14 protein-coding genes and 1 pseudogene are annotated in these 14,208 nt (G+C 60.9%); 14 read left to right on the forward strand and 1 reads right to left on the reverse strand.

Going from position 1 to position 14,208, the window contains the following annotated elements:
- Positions 1-46 precede the first annotated feature (46 nt).
- From QSK43_RS19490 to QSK43_RS19510, 5 genes and pseudogenes are all read left to right on the forward strand, one after another.
- Positions 47-418 (forward strand): annotated as a pseudogene (locus QSK43_RS19490) (DUF6428 family protein); the annotation flags it as partial.
- Positions 419-631: 213 nt separating this feature from the next.
- Positions 632-919, forward strand: coding sequence for a BufA1 family periplasmic bufferin-type metallophore (locus QSK43_RS19495; RefSeq protein WP_045020650.1), 288 nt, complete (start codon positions 632-634; stop codon positions 917-919).
- A 62-nt stretch (positions 920-981) separates the two neighbouring features.
- Positions 982-1,863 carry an MNIO family bufferin maturase gene (bufB, locus tag QSK43_RS19500; RefSeq protein ID WP_332304834.1) on the forward strand — a complete coding sequence of 294 codons (882 nt, stop codon included), beginning with the start codon at positions 982-984 and terminating at the stop codon, positions 1,861-1,863.
- Between the two features lie 2 nt (positions 1,864-1,865).
- Complete coding sequence (locus QSK43_RS19505) at positions 1,866-2,642, forward strand: DNA-binding domain-containing protein (protein ID WP_332304835.1); 777 nt, start codon at positions 1,866-1,868, stop codon at positions 2,640-2,642.
- Positions 2,639-3,151 (forward strand): DoxX family protein, encoded by a 513-nt coding sequence (locus QSK43_RS19510; RefSeq protein WP_332304836.1) that lies wholly within the window; start codon positions 2,639-2,641, stop codon positions 3,149-3,151. Before QSK43_RS19505 ends, QSK43_RS19510 begins: the two co-directional genes overlap by 4 nt.
- A gap of 114 nt (positions 3,152-3,265) precedes the next feature.
- Here QSK43_RS19510 and QSK43_RS19515 read toward each other — a convergent pair whose 3' ends face one another.
- On the reverse strand, positions 3,266-4,375 hold the full coding sequence (locus QSK43_RS19515) for a histidinol-phosphate transaminase (protein ID WP_332304837.1): 1,110 nt from the start codon (positions 4,373-4,375) through the stop codon (positions 3,266-3,268).
- A 128-nt stretch (positions 4,376-4,503) separates the two neighbouring features.
- Here QSK43_RS19515 and QSK43_RS19520 point away from each other — a divergent pair, with 128 nt between their 5' ends.
- The 9 genes from QSK43_RS19520 to QSK43_RS19560 all read left to right on the forward strand — a co-directional run bounded on the left by QSK43_RS19520 (position 4,504) and on the right by QSK43_RS19560 (position 14,207).
- Positions 4,504-5,271, forward strand: a complete 768-nt coding sequence (locus QSK43_RS19520) for an SDR family NAD(P)-dependent oxidoreductase (protein WP_332304838.1) — start codon at positions 4,504-4,506, stop codon at positions 5,269-5,271.
- Positions 5,272-5,569: 298 nt separating this feature from the next.
- Positions 5,570-6,706 (forward strand): ABC transporter ATP-binding protein, encoded by a 1,137-nt coding sequence (locus QSK43_RS19525; protein ID WP_332304839.1) that lies wholly within the window; start codon positions 5,570-5,572, stop codon positions 6,704-6,706.
- A 33-nt stretch (positions 6,707-6,739) separates the two neighbouring features.
- Positions 6,740-7,855 (forward strand): ABC transporter substrate-binding protein, encoded by a 1,116-nt coding sequence (locus tag QSK43_RS19530; RefSeq protein ID WP_332304840.1) that lies wholly within the window; start codon positions 6,740-6,742, stop codon positions 7,853-7,855.
- Between the two features lie 122 nt (positions 7,856-7,977).
- Positions 7,978-8,922, forward strand: coding sequence for an ABC transporter permease (locus QSK43_RS19535; RefSeq protein WP_332304841.1), 945 nt, complete (start codon positions 7,978-7,980; stop codon positions 8,920-8,922).
- The gene (locus QSK43_RS19540) at positions 8,919-9,719 is read left to right on the forward strand and encodes an ABC transporter permease (protein ID WP_332304842.1); all 801 of its coding nucleotides are present in this window, start codon (positions 8,919-8,921) and stop codon (positions 9,717-9,719) included. The genes QSK43_RS19535 and QSK43_RS19540 overlap by 4 nt, the downstream gene beginning before the upstream one ends.
- A 36-nt stretch (positions 9,720-9,755) precedes the next feature.
- The gene (gene hisD / locus QSK43_RS19545; RefSeq protein WP_332304843.1) at positions 9,756-11,084 is read left to right on the forward strand and encodes a histidinol dehydrogenase; all 1,329 of its coding nucleotides are present in this window, start codon (positions 9,756-9,758) and stop codon (positions 11,082-11,084) included.
- Between the two features lie 3 nt (positions 11,085-11,087).
- Complete coding sequence (locus tag QSK43_RS19550) at positions 11,088-12,101, forward strand: zinc-dependent alcohol dehydrogenase (RefSeq protein WP_332304844.1); 1,014 nt, start codon at positions 11,088-11,090, stop codon at positions 12,099-12,101.
- Between the two features lie 59 nt (positions 12,102-12,160).
- A complete protein-coding gene (gene hutC, locus QSK43_RS19555) occupies positions 12,161-12,892 on the forward strand; it encodes a histidine utilization repressor (RefSeq protein ID WP_332304845.1) in 732 nt (243 codons plus the stop codon).
- Between the two features lie 22 nt (positions 12,893-12,914).
- Entirely contained in the window at positions 12,915-14,207 is a 1,293-nt protein-coding gene (locus QSK43_RS19560; RefSeq protein ID WP_332304846.1) for a hypothetical protein, read from the forward strand.
- Position 14,208: the final 1 nt, after the last annotated feature.

Below are 14,208 nucleotides of genomic sequence, written 5' to 3' on the forward strand. Positions count from 1 at the left end.
TGCCGACCATGGAGCGGGATCTAGGTCGTTTCGCGCACAGACTGTATTTCCCGCCGTCGGGCTCGGGGCCAACCCCGAAGCCTGGACGGAAATCTTCGTGCAGCTCTGGGATATGGACGAATGCAATCGCACGCATATGCCTGCGGGCAAGTTCTCCGCGATCACTTGCAAGGTCTCCGAGCATGTTCAGCTCGATGGATCCGCAAAACTGACCTTTGAGGCAAGCGACGGCGCTGAACCGGTGCAGTTCTACTGCGCGTCGATGCCAAGACTTCACAATGGCGCACTGAATGTCGAACCCGCGCCGCGTTCGGCAAGCCGCAAACCGCGCGACCGTTGACTGGAACACGAAAACCTAAAGGCTACCACGGCCTGCTCCGGGTCCTCCGATCGAAAAGGAGCATGCTGCGGCCAATAATCCATTCCGTCGGGCCTGGGCAGTAAAGCTTGAGGGGGCCTGCCATGATCTGCGCAGCACGTGACACTCGGCGCCCGATTTACCGTTCCGTGGAGACGAAAAAGGACATCACGAATTCGTGTTGTGGGCAGACCGTAACATCGGGGCAGCCCAAACGGATAGATATATACGCAGCCGATCACCGGTCTGCGAATGTCAAAGAGGAGATCATCCATGAACCGCTCCACGCTTACCCTCGCCCTCGCTGGCTCCCTCGCGTCGGCAATTGCATCCGTTTCCTTCGCAGCGCCGCTTGCGCCGGAGAAGATGGTCGGCAACGAGAAATGCTATGGCATTGCACTCAAGGGTCAGAACGATTGCGCCGCCGGCGCCGGCACCACCTGCGCAGGCACCTCGACCATGGACTACCAGGGCAATGCCTGGAAGGCCGTCCCGGCCGGCACCTGCACCTCGATGAATGTCGACGGCCACAAGGGCATGCTGGAACCTATGAAGGGCTGAACGTCTATCGGAGGCCCGGTTTCCGGGTCTCCACCCCTTCACTCAAAACCGGGAGAACAGCAATGACCGCGTCAGAAAGACATGCCATCGCCTTGCCGCAACGTGCTGGGCTCGGCCTGAAGCCGGAGCACTACGAAATCATTCTCGCAACCAGGCCGGACGTCGGCTTCTTCGAAGTCCATGCTGAAAACTATATGGGCGCTGGCGGCCCGCCGCACCATTATCTTGAGGCGGTTGCGGATCTTTACCCGCTGTCGCTTCATGGCGTCGGCCTGTCGATTGGCGCGGCACGCGATCTCGACAAGGAACATCTGAAACGGCTCCGCATCCTCATTGATCGCTACAGGCCGCAGAGCTTCTCGGAACACCTGGCCTGGTCGACCCACGAGACCGGCTTCCTCAACGACCTTCTGCCGCTGCCCTATACGGCCGAAACGCTGGCGCGCGTCATCGACCACGTCGACGAGACCCAGCAATGGCTTGGCCGGAAAATCCTGCTCGAAAATCCATCGACCTATCTGCTATTCACCGAAAGCACGATCGACGAGGTGGATTTCCTGATCGAAATCGCCAGCCGAACCGGATGCGGACTGCTGCTCGACGTCAACAACGTCATGGTTTCGGCGGTGAACCACCGTCTCGATCCGGTCGCCTATATCGACCGCTTTCCGGTCGAGCTGGTGGGTGAGATCCACCTTGCCGGTTATGACGAGACCCTTGATTGCGTCGGAGACCGGTTACTGATCGATGCCCACGGCAGCGCAGTCAGCCTGGATGTGGTGGAGCTCTTCCGGTATACGCTGTCGCGCAGCGGTGCCTTGCCGACATTGATTGAATGGGACAACAACGTCCCGGACTTTGCCACTCTTCAAGCGGAGGCCACTCGCGTCGATGCCATGTTGAACGAAGCGGCCGGGAAAAGCCGCGCCAACCGGGCGGCGTAACCATGGGTATCACCGAAACCCAGAACGCCTTTGCTGCGGCCCTGCTCCATCCGGACCGGCCGCTTCCGAACGACATCACCACCGCGCGTGGCGCCGCCGATCCATTGCGTTTTGCCGTCTATCGCAACAATGTCCATGTCGGGCTGACAACAGCACTGGGGCAGCGTTTTCCAGTGACAAAACGGCTGGTCGGCTCGGATTTCTTTACCGGAATGGCACGTGCTTACGCCACCGATCACAAACCCCTCTCACCGCTCATGATGCAGTATGGCGACGATTTCCCGGACTTCATCGCAATCTTTCCGCCTGCAGCGTCTCTCGTTTATCTGGCCGACGTAGCGCGGATCGAGGTCGCATGGACTGAGGCCTATCATGCTGCAGACGGTGTGCCGTTGGAAGTCGCCCAGCTCTTCGCCGTTCCCCCTGAGCACATCGCAAACGTGTCGCTCGTCGCGCATCCCTCGGCACGGCTTGTTGTGTCGGACTTTCCGGCCGCCTCCATCTGGAGCGCCCACCAGGGAGATGCCGTGACATCGGTCACTGACTGGCGACCCGAGACGGCGCTTGTCGTGCGGCCGGCCACGCATGTCGAGATCACGGTTTTACCCTCAGTGGACGCCGTCTTCGCGGCCCGTCTTCTTGAGGGAGCGCGCCTTGGTGAAGCCGCGCTGACGGCACTTGCCACGGCACCCGGGTTTGATTTCGGATCGGCCATGATCGGCCTGACTGGCCTTGGCGCATTCAGCGCCTTTGAACCTGTTGAAGGGAAAATTCTATGACCATCGAACGCGCTTCTTCCGGCATTCGCGACGCAGCTCTTGTCTGGCTTCATCGTCGCGCCGAAGGCCTGCTTGCGTCCATCCCACAGTCGCTGCCATTGCTGGCATTGCGCCTTGGTCTCGCAATTCCGTTCTTCAAATCCGGGCTGACAAAGTGGGACGGATTTCTGACCCTTTCAACCGGAGCCAGATATCTGTTCGAACAGGAATTCAAGTTGCATATATTCGGCAACCAGATCCCTTACCCTATGCCGTTGACCATGGCAGCGGCGGCCGGAATTGGCGAACTCGTGCTACCTATCCTGCTGGTACTCGGCCTTTTCACCCGCTATGCAGCTCTTGGCCTGCTCGTGATGACGGCAGTAATCCAGCTCACCATTCCGGATGGATGGGCCAATTTCCACCTGCCCTGGGCCGCCATGGCGCTGACACTTGTGGTCCTTGGCAGCGGTAGAATTGCCCTTGATCCCCTCGTGAACCTGAAGCACGACAAAGGCACGGCCATATGAATTGCAAAAGCCTCCAGATGGAGCATGCCGTCGGCCGGTTACCCAGGCACACTCCACCTGCCCGGGCGACGCGCGTCAGCTCCTGCCAATCCGCGCACGCTTCAAAGCAGCACCTCAGCCTGCAGTGATTTCCCGGAATGCGCAGAGGAAGTGATCATTCTCCCCGCGTGAGCCGATGCTGACACGGATGAAGGTGTCGAAGCCCGGCTGCTTCCACGGTTTCACAATAACTCCGCGCTTGAGCAGTTCTTCCGCGATCTGCACCGCATTGGCTCTGACATCGACGAACAGGAAATTGCCTTTCGACGGTGCCATCCGGTAACCCGACGCCTCCAGTTCGCCGGCGACACGCCCGCGCTCCGAAAGTGCCAGCTCGATGGTCTTCTTGAGATGCGCATCATCTTGGAGGGCCGCAACGGCGGAGGCTTGCGCTATCGCGTTGGTGTTGAAGGGCGTGCGGGCACGGTTCAGGAGATCGCAGAGATCGCCGCTGCTGACGATGCCATAGCCGATGCGAAGCCCGGCAAGACCGAAGGCCTTGGAAAAAGTGCGGAGCACCACCCAGTTAACGCCTGTTTCCCGCAGCAGGTCGACGGCCGAGGGATAGTCCTCGCCGGCAGCGTATTCGGCATAGGCTTCGTCGACGACGACCAGCGTTGCCTCGTCGAGCGCGGCGATTATTTTGTGGAGTTCAGCCGGCGTCATCCATGAGCCAACTGGATTCATCGGATTGGAAAATATCAGCATGCGCGGCTTGCGCGCGATCGCCGCGAGCATTGCATCCACGTCGATCGTCAAATCAGACTTTACAGTCACCCGCTCGACGACACCGCCCATCAGTGTGGTGTAGTCCTCATGCAGCGGGAAAGACGGATAGAGCGTGGTGACCGTATCACCCTGGCGGACCACGGAGCGGCAGATCACTGCGATCAGATCTTCCGAGCCATTGCCAAGGATCACCTGACCGTCATCCACGCTGAATTTGGCGGCAAGTCGGCCACACAGCGTCCGCCCTTGCGGATCGGGATAGAGACGCGCGAGTTCGCCGATATCGGGGAAAAGCCGACGCAGCGTGGGCGACGGCCCGAGTGGGTTTTCGTTGGAGCCAAGCTTGGCGATGGTATCGACCTCATATTTCGTCCGCACGTCCTCAAGCGTCAGCCCTGCGTTGTAAGGGGCGATCGCGCGGATTTCGTCGCGGATGGGGCTTGAAGGGTTTGCCATTTTGCGGTCTCCATGAGGTGCGGGGGCGATTGTCCAGTCATAAGCCCGGAAATCGTATCGGTAAATATGTATAGACATTTTATCATGAAAATGCTGTCATCGTCTGGGGGACCAAACAAGGAGCCGTCATGACCCGCGCCAATTTCGACCTTTCCGGCCGCCGCGCCCTCGTGACCGGCGCAAGCCGTGGCATAGGTCAGGCTATCGCCGTGGCCCTTGCGCAAGCAGGCGCCGATCTGGCGATCACTGCGCGCACCGTCGAGTCACTCTCCGAAACTCAGGCACTTATCGAAAATGCGGGCCGCCATTGCGTTGCACTCACGCAGGACGTTCGCGATGTGGAGGCGTGCGGTAGCGTGACGAGGGCTGCGGCCCAGCAACTTGGTGGTCTCGACATCCTCATCAACAATGCCGGCTTCGAAAACGTCCGCGCTTCATTCGATGTCGATGAAGCGCTCTGGGAGTCGATCCTGTCCACCAACCTCAAAGGTGCCTTCTTCTGCGCCCAGGCGGCCGGCCGCATCATGGCGCAAACGGGTGGCGGCGCGATCGTCAACCTCTGCTCGCTGACATCCTACGTGGGCATTCCAACGGCCGTTCCGTACGGCGCGTCGAAATCGGGCCTGCTGGGCGTGACCCATGCGCTTGCGAGCGAATGGGCGGCGCATGACATTCGGGTAAACGCCATTGCGCCGGGTTATTTCCGTACGGCCATGACCGAAACTTTCTACGAGAACGACGAATGGCAGTCACGGATGCTGGACAGGATCCCTCAGCGGCGTTTCGGCAAGGAAAGCGACATAGGTGGCGTCGCCGTATTCCTTTGCAGCGACGCGGCCGCGTATATCACAGGCCATTGCATCCCTGTCGACGGTGGCTATCTGGCCTCAATCTAAAGTCGTCCAGCGCCATTTCATGGCAGGTGCAAAACAGTACCGAACAACCGCGCCGGGCGCTTGCCTTTTTAATCCGTGGCGGACAAAACTGGCGACATGGCAGAACAGTATTTCCGTACTTGCACAAATATTACTCAATTATTTCTGCGGCGCAAAATTACGCATATCCAGTTGACGCTACATGTATAAATATGTATAGACAACCTAACGCAAACTCGATTGGCCACCTGCCATCGAGACTACAGAAGCGAACTTTGCAGGGGCTTCGCCGCTGACGAAGTGTGACAGAGGAAATGTCATGGGTGCTGCAGCAGCCGAACTCCGGCCGGCCGATACTTCCGCCGGCCAGATCGCCGTCTCCGTAAAGGATGTCGGCATGTCCTTCGGCAATGTGCACGCCGTCAAAAATGCCTCCTTTGACCTTCCTCAGGGCCGCTTCCTCACCATTCTCGGGCCTTCCGGCTCCGGAAAGACGACGCTGCTGCGAATGATCGCCGGTTTCGATCGCCCGACCAGTGGTGAGATCTTCATCAACGGCCAGCCCGTCAGTGCCGTGCCTCCGCACCACCGCGCCATCGGCATGGTATTCCAGAAGCTCGCGCTTTTTCCGCATATGACCGCCGCTGAAAACGTGGCTTTTCCGCTCAAAATGCGCCGCCATGACGCCCGCACCATTCCGGAGAAAGTCGAGCGCTATCTCGACCTCGTCCGTCTTGGCGGCTACGGCGCCCGCCGCATCAACGAGCTCTCCGGCGGCCAGCAGCAGCGTGTCGCCATCGCCCGCGCGCTGGTGTTCGAACCTGATCTTCTTCTGCTCGACGAGCCGCTCGCCGCACTCGACCGCAAGCTGCGCGAGGAAATGCAGCTGGAGTTCCGCCGTATCCAGAAGGAACTTGGCGTAACCACCATCAACGTCACCCATGACCAGCGTGAAGCGCTCGTAGTGTCTGACGAGGTGATCGTGATGAACGGTGGCGAAATCCAGCAGAAGGCGCGGCCGGTGGACACCTACCGCACGCCGTCCAACGCTTTCGTCGCAAACTTCATCGGCGTCACCAATTTCATCGAAGGCGAGGTTGCCGAACTCGCCGCACCGACTGTCACGATCAAAGCCGAGGGCGCGGTGCTCGCCGGCATCATATCGGACGAAAGGCTTTCTATCGGCGCGGCTTGCGCCGGCGCCGTTCGCGCGGAGCAGATCCGCATCGCGCCGAAGGGCGGTCGTCTCGAAGGCCTGTCGACCGTGGTCGAAGGCAAGGTCGAGGACTGCATTTTCGAAGGCGAGCGCGTGGTTTACGAGATCCGGGTTCAGGCTCTTGGCGGCGCGCTGATGCGCGTATTCGACCACGATCCTGAATCACATCTGCAGTTTGGCCCTGGCGATGACGTTTGTCTCGGCTGGAATGCACGGGATATGCATGTCTTTCAAAAATGACCCCCAGAAGGTCGAGCCAGAGGAGAATATCTGATGTCGCATGATAAATTCCTGACAGCCCAGCTTCGTCGTCGTACGCTGCTGGCATCGTTTTCCGCAGCGGGCGCGTCCGCCTGCCTGTCGACGCTCGGTGTAAGCCGCGCCTTCGCGCAGGAGCCGGAAAAGCCGGCCGAAATCATCGTCCGCGCCTGGGGCGGCAGCTGGGTGGACGCGCTGAAGGCCGGCGTTTCCGACAGCTTCACCAAAGCGACGGGCATCGCGGTGCGCCACGACCTGACCGAGGACAACGAAATCCAGCCCAAGGTGTGGGCCGCAGTCGCGCAGAAGCGCGTACCGCCGATCCACATCAACTGGGACACCACGACCAACGCCACAAAATCGGCGCTGCGCGGCGTGACCGAGGACCTCTCGGATCTGCCAAACCTCAAGGACGCCACCGATCTGGCCAAGCCTGTCGGTCTCGACGGCTACCCGATCGTCAATACCTATGGCTATGTCTATGTGCTTGCCTACCGCCCATCGGCATTCCCGAACGGCGCACCCAAGTCCTGGAAAGATTTGCTCGACCCGAAGCTGAAGGGCCGGATCGCGCTCTACAACGACGGCATCGGCTTCCATTTCCCGGCGCAGGTTGCCGGCGGCGGCAAGCTGGAGGACATCCCCGGCAACATGCAGCCGGCCTGGGACTTCATTTCGAAGATCAAGGAACAACAGCCGCTGCTTGGCGAAGACCCGGACTTCACGACATGGTTCCAGAAGGGCGAAATCGACGCCGCCTGCACTATTTCGACCAATGCCCGCGAAGCCAAGAAGAACGGCATCGAGATCGCATGGGTGGTTCCGGAAGAAGGCGCCAAATTCGACACCGACGGCCTGTGGATTCCGAAGGGCCTGCCGGAGAACGAGCTGTACTGGGCAAAGCAGTACATCAACCATGCCCTGACCAGGCAAGCCCAGCAGATCTGGCTTGACGGCCTTGGCCTTCCCGGTGTCATTCCCGGCGTCAACCCGCCAGCCGACCTCGTGGGCGATCCCTCATATCCCACCACGGCAGAAGAGTTCAAACACCTGATCCGGATTTCATCCAGGATCCAGGTCGAGAATGAGAGCCAGTGGTTCGGCAAGTTCAAGGAAATCATGCAGGGCTGAGGCCCGGCCTTGCCCGCCGCGTCCCCTCTGGCGGCGGGCATTCCGTTTTGTGACCTAGAAATTACGCGGCCCCTTCGCAAACGCACTTAAGCCTTTGCTGGAACCGCTTAAGGATCGGTATCATGCGCGCTTCCCGTGTCGCATATCCCCTGACGTGGCGCGTCATGGATGTGCTCGAACGCATTGCGGCCATTTTCTGGCCATCCAGCTTCCAGAGGGGCCTGCCCTATCTGATGCTGTTGCCGGCAATCGTGCTGGTTGGTCTTCTGGTTCTCGGCCTCATCCAGATCGGCGACACGAGCCTGCGGACGCTGGACACGAATACCTTTTTGATGTCAGAGACCTATACGTTGGCCAATTACCAGCGAGCGCTCACCGAGAAACTCTTCGCGACCGTTGCAGGTCGCAGCCTGATGGGCTCGCTGATCGTGACGGTGATCACGCTGATCTTCGCCTTTCCGTACGCCTATCTCATGGTTCGCACACCTTCATCCGCGCTGCGCAAGTTCCTGCTTGTGGCGCTGTTCCTGCCCTTCTTCATCGGACAGGTGGTACGTGCCTATGGCTGGCTGATCATCCTCGGCAACCAGGGCATGGTCAACGAGGCTCTCGGCCTGGTCGGCGTCTCGCCGATGCGTCTGCTCTACAATTATCCGGCCGTGCTGTTCGGCCTCGTGCAATACATGCTGCCTTTTGCGGTTTTGATGCTGGCGCCGGCGCTGACCGCCATTCCGGCCGAACTCGAGGCCGCGGCCGCCTCTCTCGGCGCCAGCTGGATACGCACCTTCCGCCATGTCGTCCTCCCCCTTTCGCGCCCCGGCCTTGTCGGCGCCGGCCTCGTGGTGGTCACCCTTTCCCTGACCGACTTCGCCATCCCCGCCATTCTTGGTGGTGGCACGCAGGATTTCATCGCCAACGCTATCTACGACCAGTTCTTCCGAACCTCCGACCAGGGCCTCGGCGCGACACTCTCGCTGCTGCTCGTCGCCGTCGGCTCCCTTCTCGTCGGTTTGGTCTTCATGCTGTTCGGTGCAGGAACGCTAGCCATGGGAGGTGACCGCAAATGACCGGCAGCCGCAGCAAATCCATCGTCATCTGGGCCTTCGTCGCCACCGCGCTCGTAATGCTGTCGGCTCCGACCATCGTGGTTCTCGGCGCTTCGTTCACCTCCGGCAATATTATCACCTTCCCGCCGGATGGCTTCTCACTGCATTGGTATAACAAGATCGCCCAAGCGAGCGATCTTCGTCAGGCCTTCGTGCGCTCGCTGATCGTTGCCGCCATCTGCACCGCGGTATCCATTCCCGTCGGCACGCTCGCCGGCATCGCGCTTGCCAAGTATCGGGTGCGGTTCGCACGTTCTATCCAGATCTATCTGCTGCTTCCCTTCACGATCCCGCTGATCGGCTCCGGTATCGGGATGATGCTCGTCTTCGGGCAGATGGGTGTTGTTGGCAATCTCTGGCCGGTCGGCATCGCATGCTCCGTCATCAACCTGCCCTTCATGATATGGGCGGTGACGGCAAGCGCCAGCAATCTCTCGCCAGATCTGGAACTCGCAGCTGCCAATTGCGGAGCCCCGCCGTTGCAGCGTTTTCTTTACATCACGCTTCCGGCGGTGTTGCCGGGCGTGATCACCGGCTCGCTTTTGATGTTCATTCTCGCGTTGAACGAGTTCCTTGTCAGCCTGCTTTTGGTGGACGCGCGAAGCGTGACGCTGCCGGTACAGATCTACAATTCCATCCGCTCGATCATCACGCCGGATCTGGCCGCCATTTCCGTGGTGTTCATTGCCTGCGCCGGCATCGCGATCGCGCTGCTCGACCGCCTCGTCGGTCTCGACATCTTCCTGAAATCGAAGTGACCATCGGCCGCAAGGCCCGACATCAAGGACAAGACGATGACATCAGTGTCTTTCTACGAATATTTCAAGCTCGACGCCGATGAGAAGGCCGCCCTGCTGCGCCGCTCGGAAAGCGACATCTCCGGCTTTATCGAAAAGGTTGCTCCGATCCTGGAGGCCGTGCGCACCGAGGGCGACAGGGCACTGGCACGCTTCGGCCGGGAACTCGACAGGGCCGAGGTGACCGAAGCCAACCTCAAAGTTACCGAAGCCGAGTTCGACGCAGCCTTCAGGCTGGTCGATGCGAGCGTCGTCGAATCCATCCAGTTCGGCATAGACAACATCCGCCATTTCCACGAGGAGCAGAAGCCGGAGGCCATGTGGCTGAAGGAAATCCGCCCCGGCGCATTTGCGGGCGACCGCTTCACGCCGATCCAGTCCGTCGCGCTCTACGTTCCGCGCGGGAAGGGCTCTTTCCCGTCGGTCACCATGATGACCTCAGTCCCGGCCGTCGTTGCCGGCGTTCCAAACCTGGCCATTGTCACGCCGCCGGCGCCTGATGGCTCTGTCGATGCCGCCACGCTGGTTGCCGCGCGTCTCGCCGGTGTCGACACAGTCTACAAGGTCGGTGGCGCACAGGCCGTGGCCGCCGTCGCCTACGGCACGGAGACCGTGAAGCCGGCGCTCAAGATCGTCGGCCCCGGCAGCCCATGGGTCGTGGCCGCCAAACGTTCGCTGTCCGGTGTCATTGATACCGGCCTGCCGGCTGGCCCATCCGAAGTGATGATCCTGGCCGACGATACGGTCCACGGCGGCCTCGCCGCGCTCGACCTTCTGATCGAAGCCGAACACGGGCCGGATTCCTCGGCCTATCTCGTCACCCACAGCCGCCGTGTTGTTGAAGAGGCGATCGCCGCTTTGCCTGACCATTGGGCTAAAATGACGGAACAGCGCGTCGGCTTTTCCAGGACCGTCCTCACCGGCAAGACCGGCGGCATCGTCCTGACGTCGTCGATCGAAGAGAGCTACGCGTTCGTCAATGCCTATGCACCGGAACACCTCGAACTGCTGTCGGAAGAGCCGTTCATCCACCTCGGCCACATCACCGAAGCCGCTGAAATCCTGATGGGCACCCACACGCCGGTCAGCATCGCCAACTTCTCGCTCGGCCCGAACGCCGTCCTGCCGACCAGCCGCTGGGCGCGCACCTTCGGCCCGCTCTCGGTCACCGACTTCGTCAAGCGCAGCTCGATCGGCTATGTGACACCGCCGGCCTACCCGGAATTCGCCAGGCATTCGCACAACCTGGCCATCTACGAAGGCTTCTCCTCACATGCGCTCGCCGTCTCGCCGGTGCGCGACGCCTATCTGAAGAAGGGTGCTTGAACGATGAAGGCGGTGCGGCTTTATGATGCGATGGATCTGCGCGTGGAGGAGATGGCGTCGCCATCGGCGCCACCAGCGGGTTTCGTCAATCTGAAGGTCAGGGCAGCGGGCATCTGCGGTTCGGACCTGCACAACTACCGCACCGGCCAGTGGATATCCCGCCGCCCATCCACCGCCGGTCATGAGTTCTGCGGGCGCGTAACGGCAATCGGCGACCGCGTGAGTGATCTTGCCATCGGCGATGTCGTATCTTCGGATTCCCGCATGTGGTGCGGAAACTGCCCGGCGTGCTTAAGTGGCCGCAGCAATGTGTGCGAAAGCCTGGGCTTCGTCGGTGAAGTGTGCGATGGCGGTTTCGCCGATGAGGTGCAGGTGCCGGCCAGGCTGGTGGTCCGCCATGATCCGCAGCTCTCTCCGCATATCGCAGCCATGGCCGAGCCGCTCGCCGTGGCGCTCCATGCGGTGCGCCGCCTCGCCGTTCCCCCCGGTGAGCCGGTTCTCGTTGCCGGCTGCGGCACGATCGGCGGTCTGAGTGCTCTCCTGCTGTCCCGCCTGCATGACGGACCGCTCCTGCTCGCGGACCTCAACGCCGGGAAGGCAAAGCTCGTCAGCGATGTCACAGGTGGCAAGGTCGTGCCACTCGACAAGACGCAGATAGAGGCAGCCCTTTCCGGCGGGCGTCTTCGCCATGCGCTTGATGCCACCGGCAGCATTCAGGCAATCGCCCGGGCTATCCAACTCCTTTCAGGTGGCGGCGGTCTGGCGCTTGTCGGCATCAGCCACGGCAAGCTCGACTTTGATCCCAACGTCCTCGTCGAACGTGAAATCTCTCTGATCGGCTGCCACGCCTTCTCCGACGAATTGCCGGAGGCGGTGGCGTTGCTGAGCGAACTTGCACCGGCGCTCCTGCGTTTCATCGAGGTGCTGCCGTCACTCGATGACGTACCCGGCGCCTACGATCGGCTGCTCCGCGGCGAGAGCAGCGCCTTGAAGACGATAATAAACGTGGCGGAATAATCCGCCACGTTACTTCCCCAGTATGCCGGCGCAAGACAGCGGAGGCGGAGACAGTGACCATGAATGCACTTTCGGATGCCGCCTCGCCGCTTTATGAGAAGGTCAAGGATTTCGTCCTCGGCAATATCGGAAGCGGTAAATGGGCGCGCAACAGCCGACTGCCGTCGGAGAACGAGCTGGTCTCCACGCTCGGCGTCTCGCGCATGACCGTTCACCGGGCGCTGCGTGAACTCACCTCAGAAGGCCATTTGCGTCGCATCCAGGGCGTCGGCACGTTCGTCGCGCCACCCAAGCCGCAATCGACACTGATCGAGATCAGCAACATAATCACCGAGATCAGGGCGCGCGGCAGCCGCCACCGGGCTGAAGTGGTGGTGCTGGAGCGCATCGCCCGACCCGAACCCGAGCTGTTGCTCGCCTTCGAGTTCAGCACGAGCAAGCCCGTGGACCATTCGGTCGTCATCCATTTTGAAGACGATCTGCCGGTGCAACTCGAGGAACGCTACGTCAACCCGGACCTCGTTTCGGGTTATGTCGAGCAGGATTTCACCACTGCCGCAACTTACGACTATCTGCAGAACGCGACCCCGCTCACCGAAGTCGAACACCTGATCAGCGCGCTGCCAGCCAGCGAGGCTCATGCGCGTCTACTGCAGATCCGCACTGGCGACAGCTGCCTCGTCCTGCACCGTAAGACCTGGACAGGCCAGGTCGTCGCAACCGTCAATACGCTGACCTATGTCGGCAGCCGTTATTCACTCGGCAGCCGCTACCTGCACGGCAGCAAATGAAACAACATCCGGAACAAGCGCCATGAACCAGCCCGCCAGCCGCACCGCGGAAATCAGAAAAATTGCCAAGGCCTCCGACGGCAGAGCCGAACAGATGCTCGCCGAGCTGCTGCGCGACCTCTTCAAGATTGAAGCGAGAAACGTGGCGATCAACCACGACCAATACAGCCTGAATTCGCTGAACGGCTTTTTCGATACCGACGACGGTCAGTTTTTCTTCAAGTTCCACCAGGAAGAGGGCGAAGAAGCGATGAGCGGCGAATACTACCGCGCCGACATTCTTGCCCGAGCTGGCCTGCCGGTTGACCAACCTCTGCTGATGTCTGTGCTGCCCGGCGAGCAGATCCTTGTCTACCGCCGGCGCACCGATCCCCGCTTCTCCGACGTGCTGCGTGCGCTTGACCTTCAGGACGATCCAGCGAAACGCACAAAGGCCGTAGAAGCCGAGCGCAAGCTGAACGAGGCAGTCATGAAGATCTATCGGGAAACCCTGCACGGCGTGACGCCCGCCGAAGTGGCAGCCGAGCCAATACATCGATTATTCTACGAACGCCTGATCGATCCTCCCGTGGGCACCTATCCGGGCGGCCGGATGGCAGACTTTTATGTCGGCAAGACCTTCGAGTTCCCCGGCCTGACGCTGCATTGGCAAAGCCTTTCCAGGCTTCGCTTCTCAGTGAACGGCATCGAATATCGCGACAGCCTCGCGGCACTTTTCGATGAGGCATACGAACGGCTCAAACTCGCGCGTCTGGCTGATGCCGGCGGCGTCACCGCTCACGGCGATGCCCATAACGCCAATGTCTGGTACGAGGATCGCGGCAATGAGGCGCACCTCTCCTTCTTCGACCCCGCCTTCGCCGGCGAAAACATTCCCACGCTGCTCGCGGAGGTGAAGACCACCTTTCACAACGTTCTCGCCCATCCGCTCTGGCTGTACGATCCGGCGTTCGCAGCCGAGCGTTATTCGGCCAGCGTGATGCTTGATGGCGATATATTGCGGGTCGCCACCAGCTACGAGCCGAGCCAGGTTCGGCGCGAACTGCTTGCCGTAAAGGGCGAGGCCATGTGGCGGCCGCTGCTTGCGGACCTCAAAGCGCGCGACATGCTGCCCGCTGACTGGCGCCGCGTCGTCCGCCTGGGCCTTTTCCTCTGCCCAACGCTGGTGATGAACCTTCGTGCGGGTGCGACGAGCCACAACCCCGTCTCATCGCTGATCGGCTTTTCGAGTGCAGTCATGGCCGGAAGCGAGCCGGTTACGGGCGAGGATGCATTATCCCGCTTTTTCGATTCTATTGATCCCGGTCGAGGCTGAG

The sequence above is a fragment of the Rhizobium sp. GR12 genome, from assembly GCF_036596185.1.
Taxonomy (GTDB): domain Bacteria; phylum Pseudomonadota; class Alphaproteobacteria; order Rhizobiales; family Rhizobiaceae; genus Agrobacterium; species Agrobacterium nepotum.

What these genes read in the sequence shown, in the direction of transcription:
- QSK43_RS19495 (WP_045020650.1), top strand. Translation starts at nt 632, where the DNA reads ATGAACCGCTCCACGCTTACCCTCGCCCTCGCTGGCTCCCTCGCGTCG.
- bufB (WP_332304834.1), top strand. Translation starts at nt 982, where the DNA reads ATGACCGCGTCAGAAAGACATGCCATCGCCTTGCCGCAACGTGCTGGG.
- QSK43_RS19505 (WP_332304835.1), top strand. Translation starts at nt 1,866, where the DNA reads ATGGGTATCACCGAAACCCAGAACGCCTTTGCTGCGGCCCTGCTCCAT.
- QSK43_RS19510 (WP_332304836.1), top strand. Translation starts at nt 2,639, where the DNA reads ATGACCATCGAACGCGCTTCTTCCGGCATTCGCGACGCAGCTCTTGTC.
- QSK43_RS19515 (WP_332304837.1), bottom strand. Translation starts at nt 4,375, where the DNA reads ATGGCAAACCCTTCAAGCCCCATCCGCGACGAAATCCGCGCGATCGCC.
- QSK43_RS19520 (WP_332304838.1), top strand. Translation starts at nt 4,504, where the DNA reads ATGACCCGCGCCAATTTCGACCTTTCCGGCCGCCGCGCCCTCGTGACC.
- QSK43_RS19525 (WP_332304839.1), top strand. Translation starts at nt 5,570, where the DNA reads ATGGGTGCTGCAGCAGCCGAACTCCGGCCGGCCGATACTTCCGCCGGC.
- QSK43_RS19530 (WP_332304840.1), top strand. Translation starts at nt 6,740, where the DNA reads ATGTCGCATGATAAATTCCTGACAGCCCAGCTTCGTCGTCGTACGCTG.
- QSK43_RS19535 (WP_332304841.1), top strand. Translation starts at nt 7,978, where the DNA reads ATGCGCGCTTCCCGTGTCGCATATCCCCTGACGTGGCGCGTCATGGAT.
- QSK43_RS19540 (WP_332304842.1), top strand. Translation starts at nt 8,919, where the DNA reads ATGACCGGCAGCCGCAGCAAATCCATCGTCATCTGGGCCTTCGTCGCC.
- hisD (WP_332304843.1), top strand. Translation starts at nt 9,756, where the DNA reads ATGACATCAGTGTCTTTCTACGAATATTTCAAGCTCGACGCCGATGAG.
- QSK43_RS19550 (WP_332304844.1), top strand. Translation starts at nt 11,088, where the DNA reads ATGAAGGCGGTGCGGCTTTATGATGCGATGGATCTGCGCGTGGAGGAG.
- hutC (WP_332304845.1), top strand. Translation starts at nt 12,161, where the DNA reads ATGAATGCACTTTCGGATGCCGCCTCGCCGCTTTATGAGAAGGTCAAG.
- QSK43_RS19560 (WP_332304846.1), top strand. Translation starts at nt 12,915, where the DNA reads ATGAACCAGCCCGCCAGCCGCACCGCGGAAATCAGAAAAATTGCCAAG.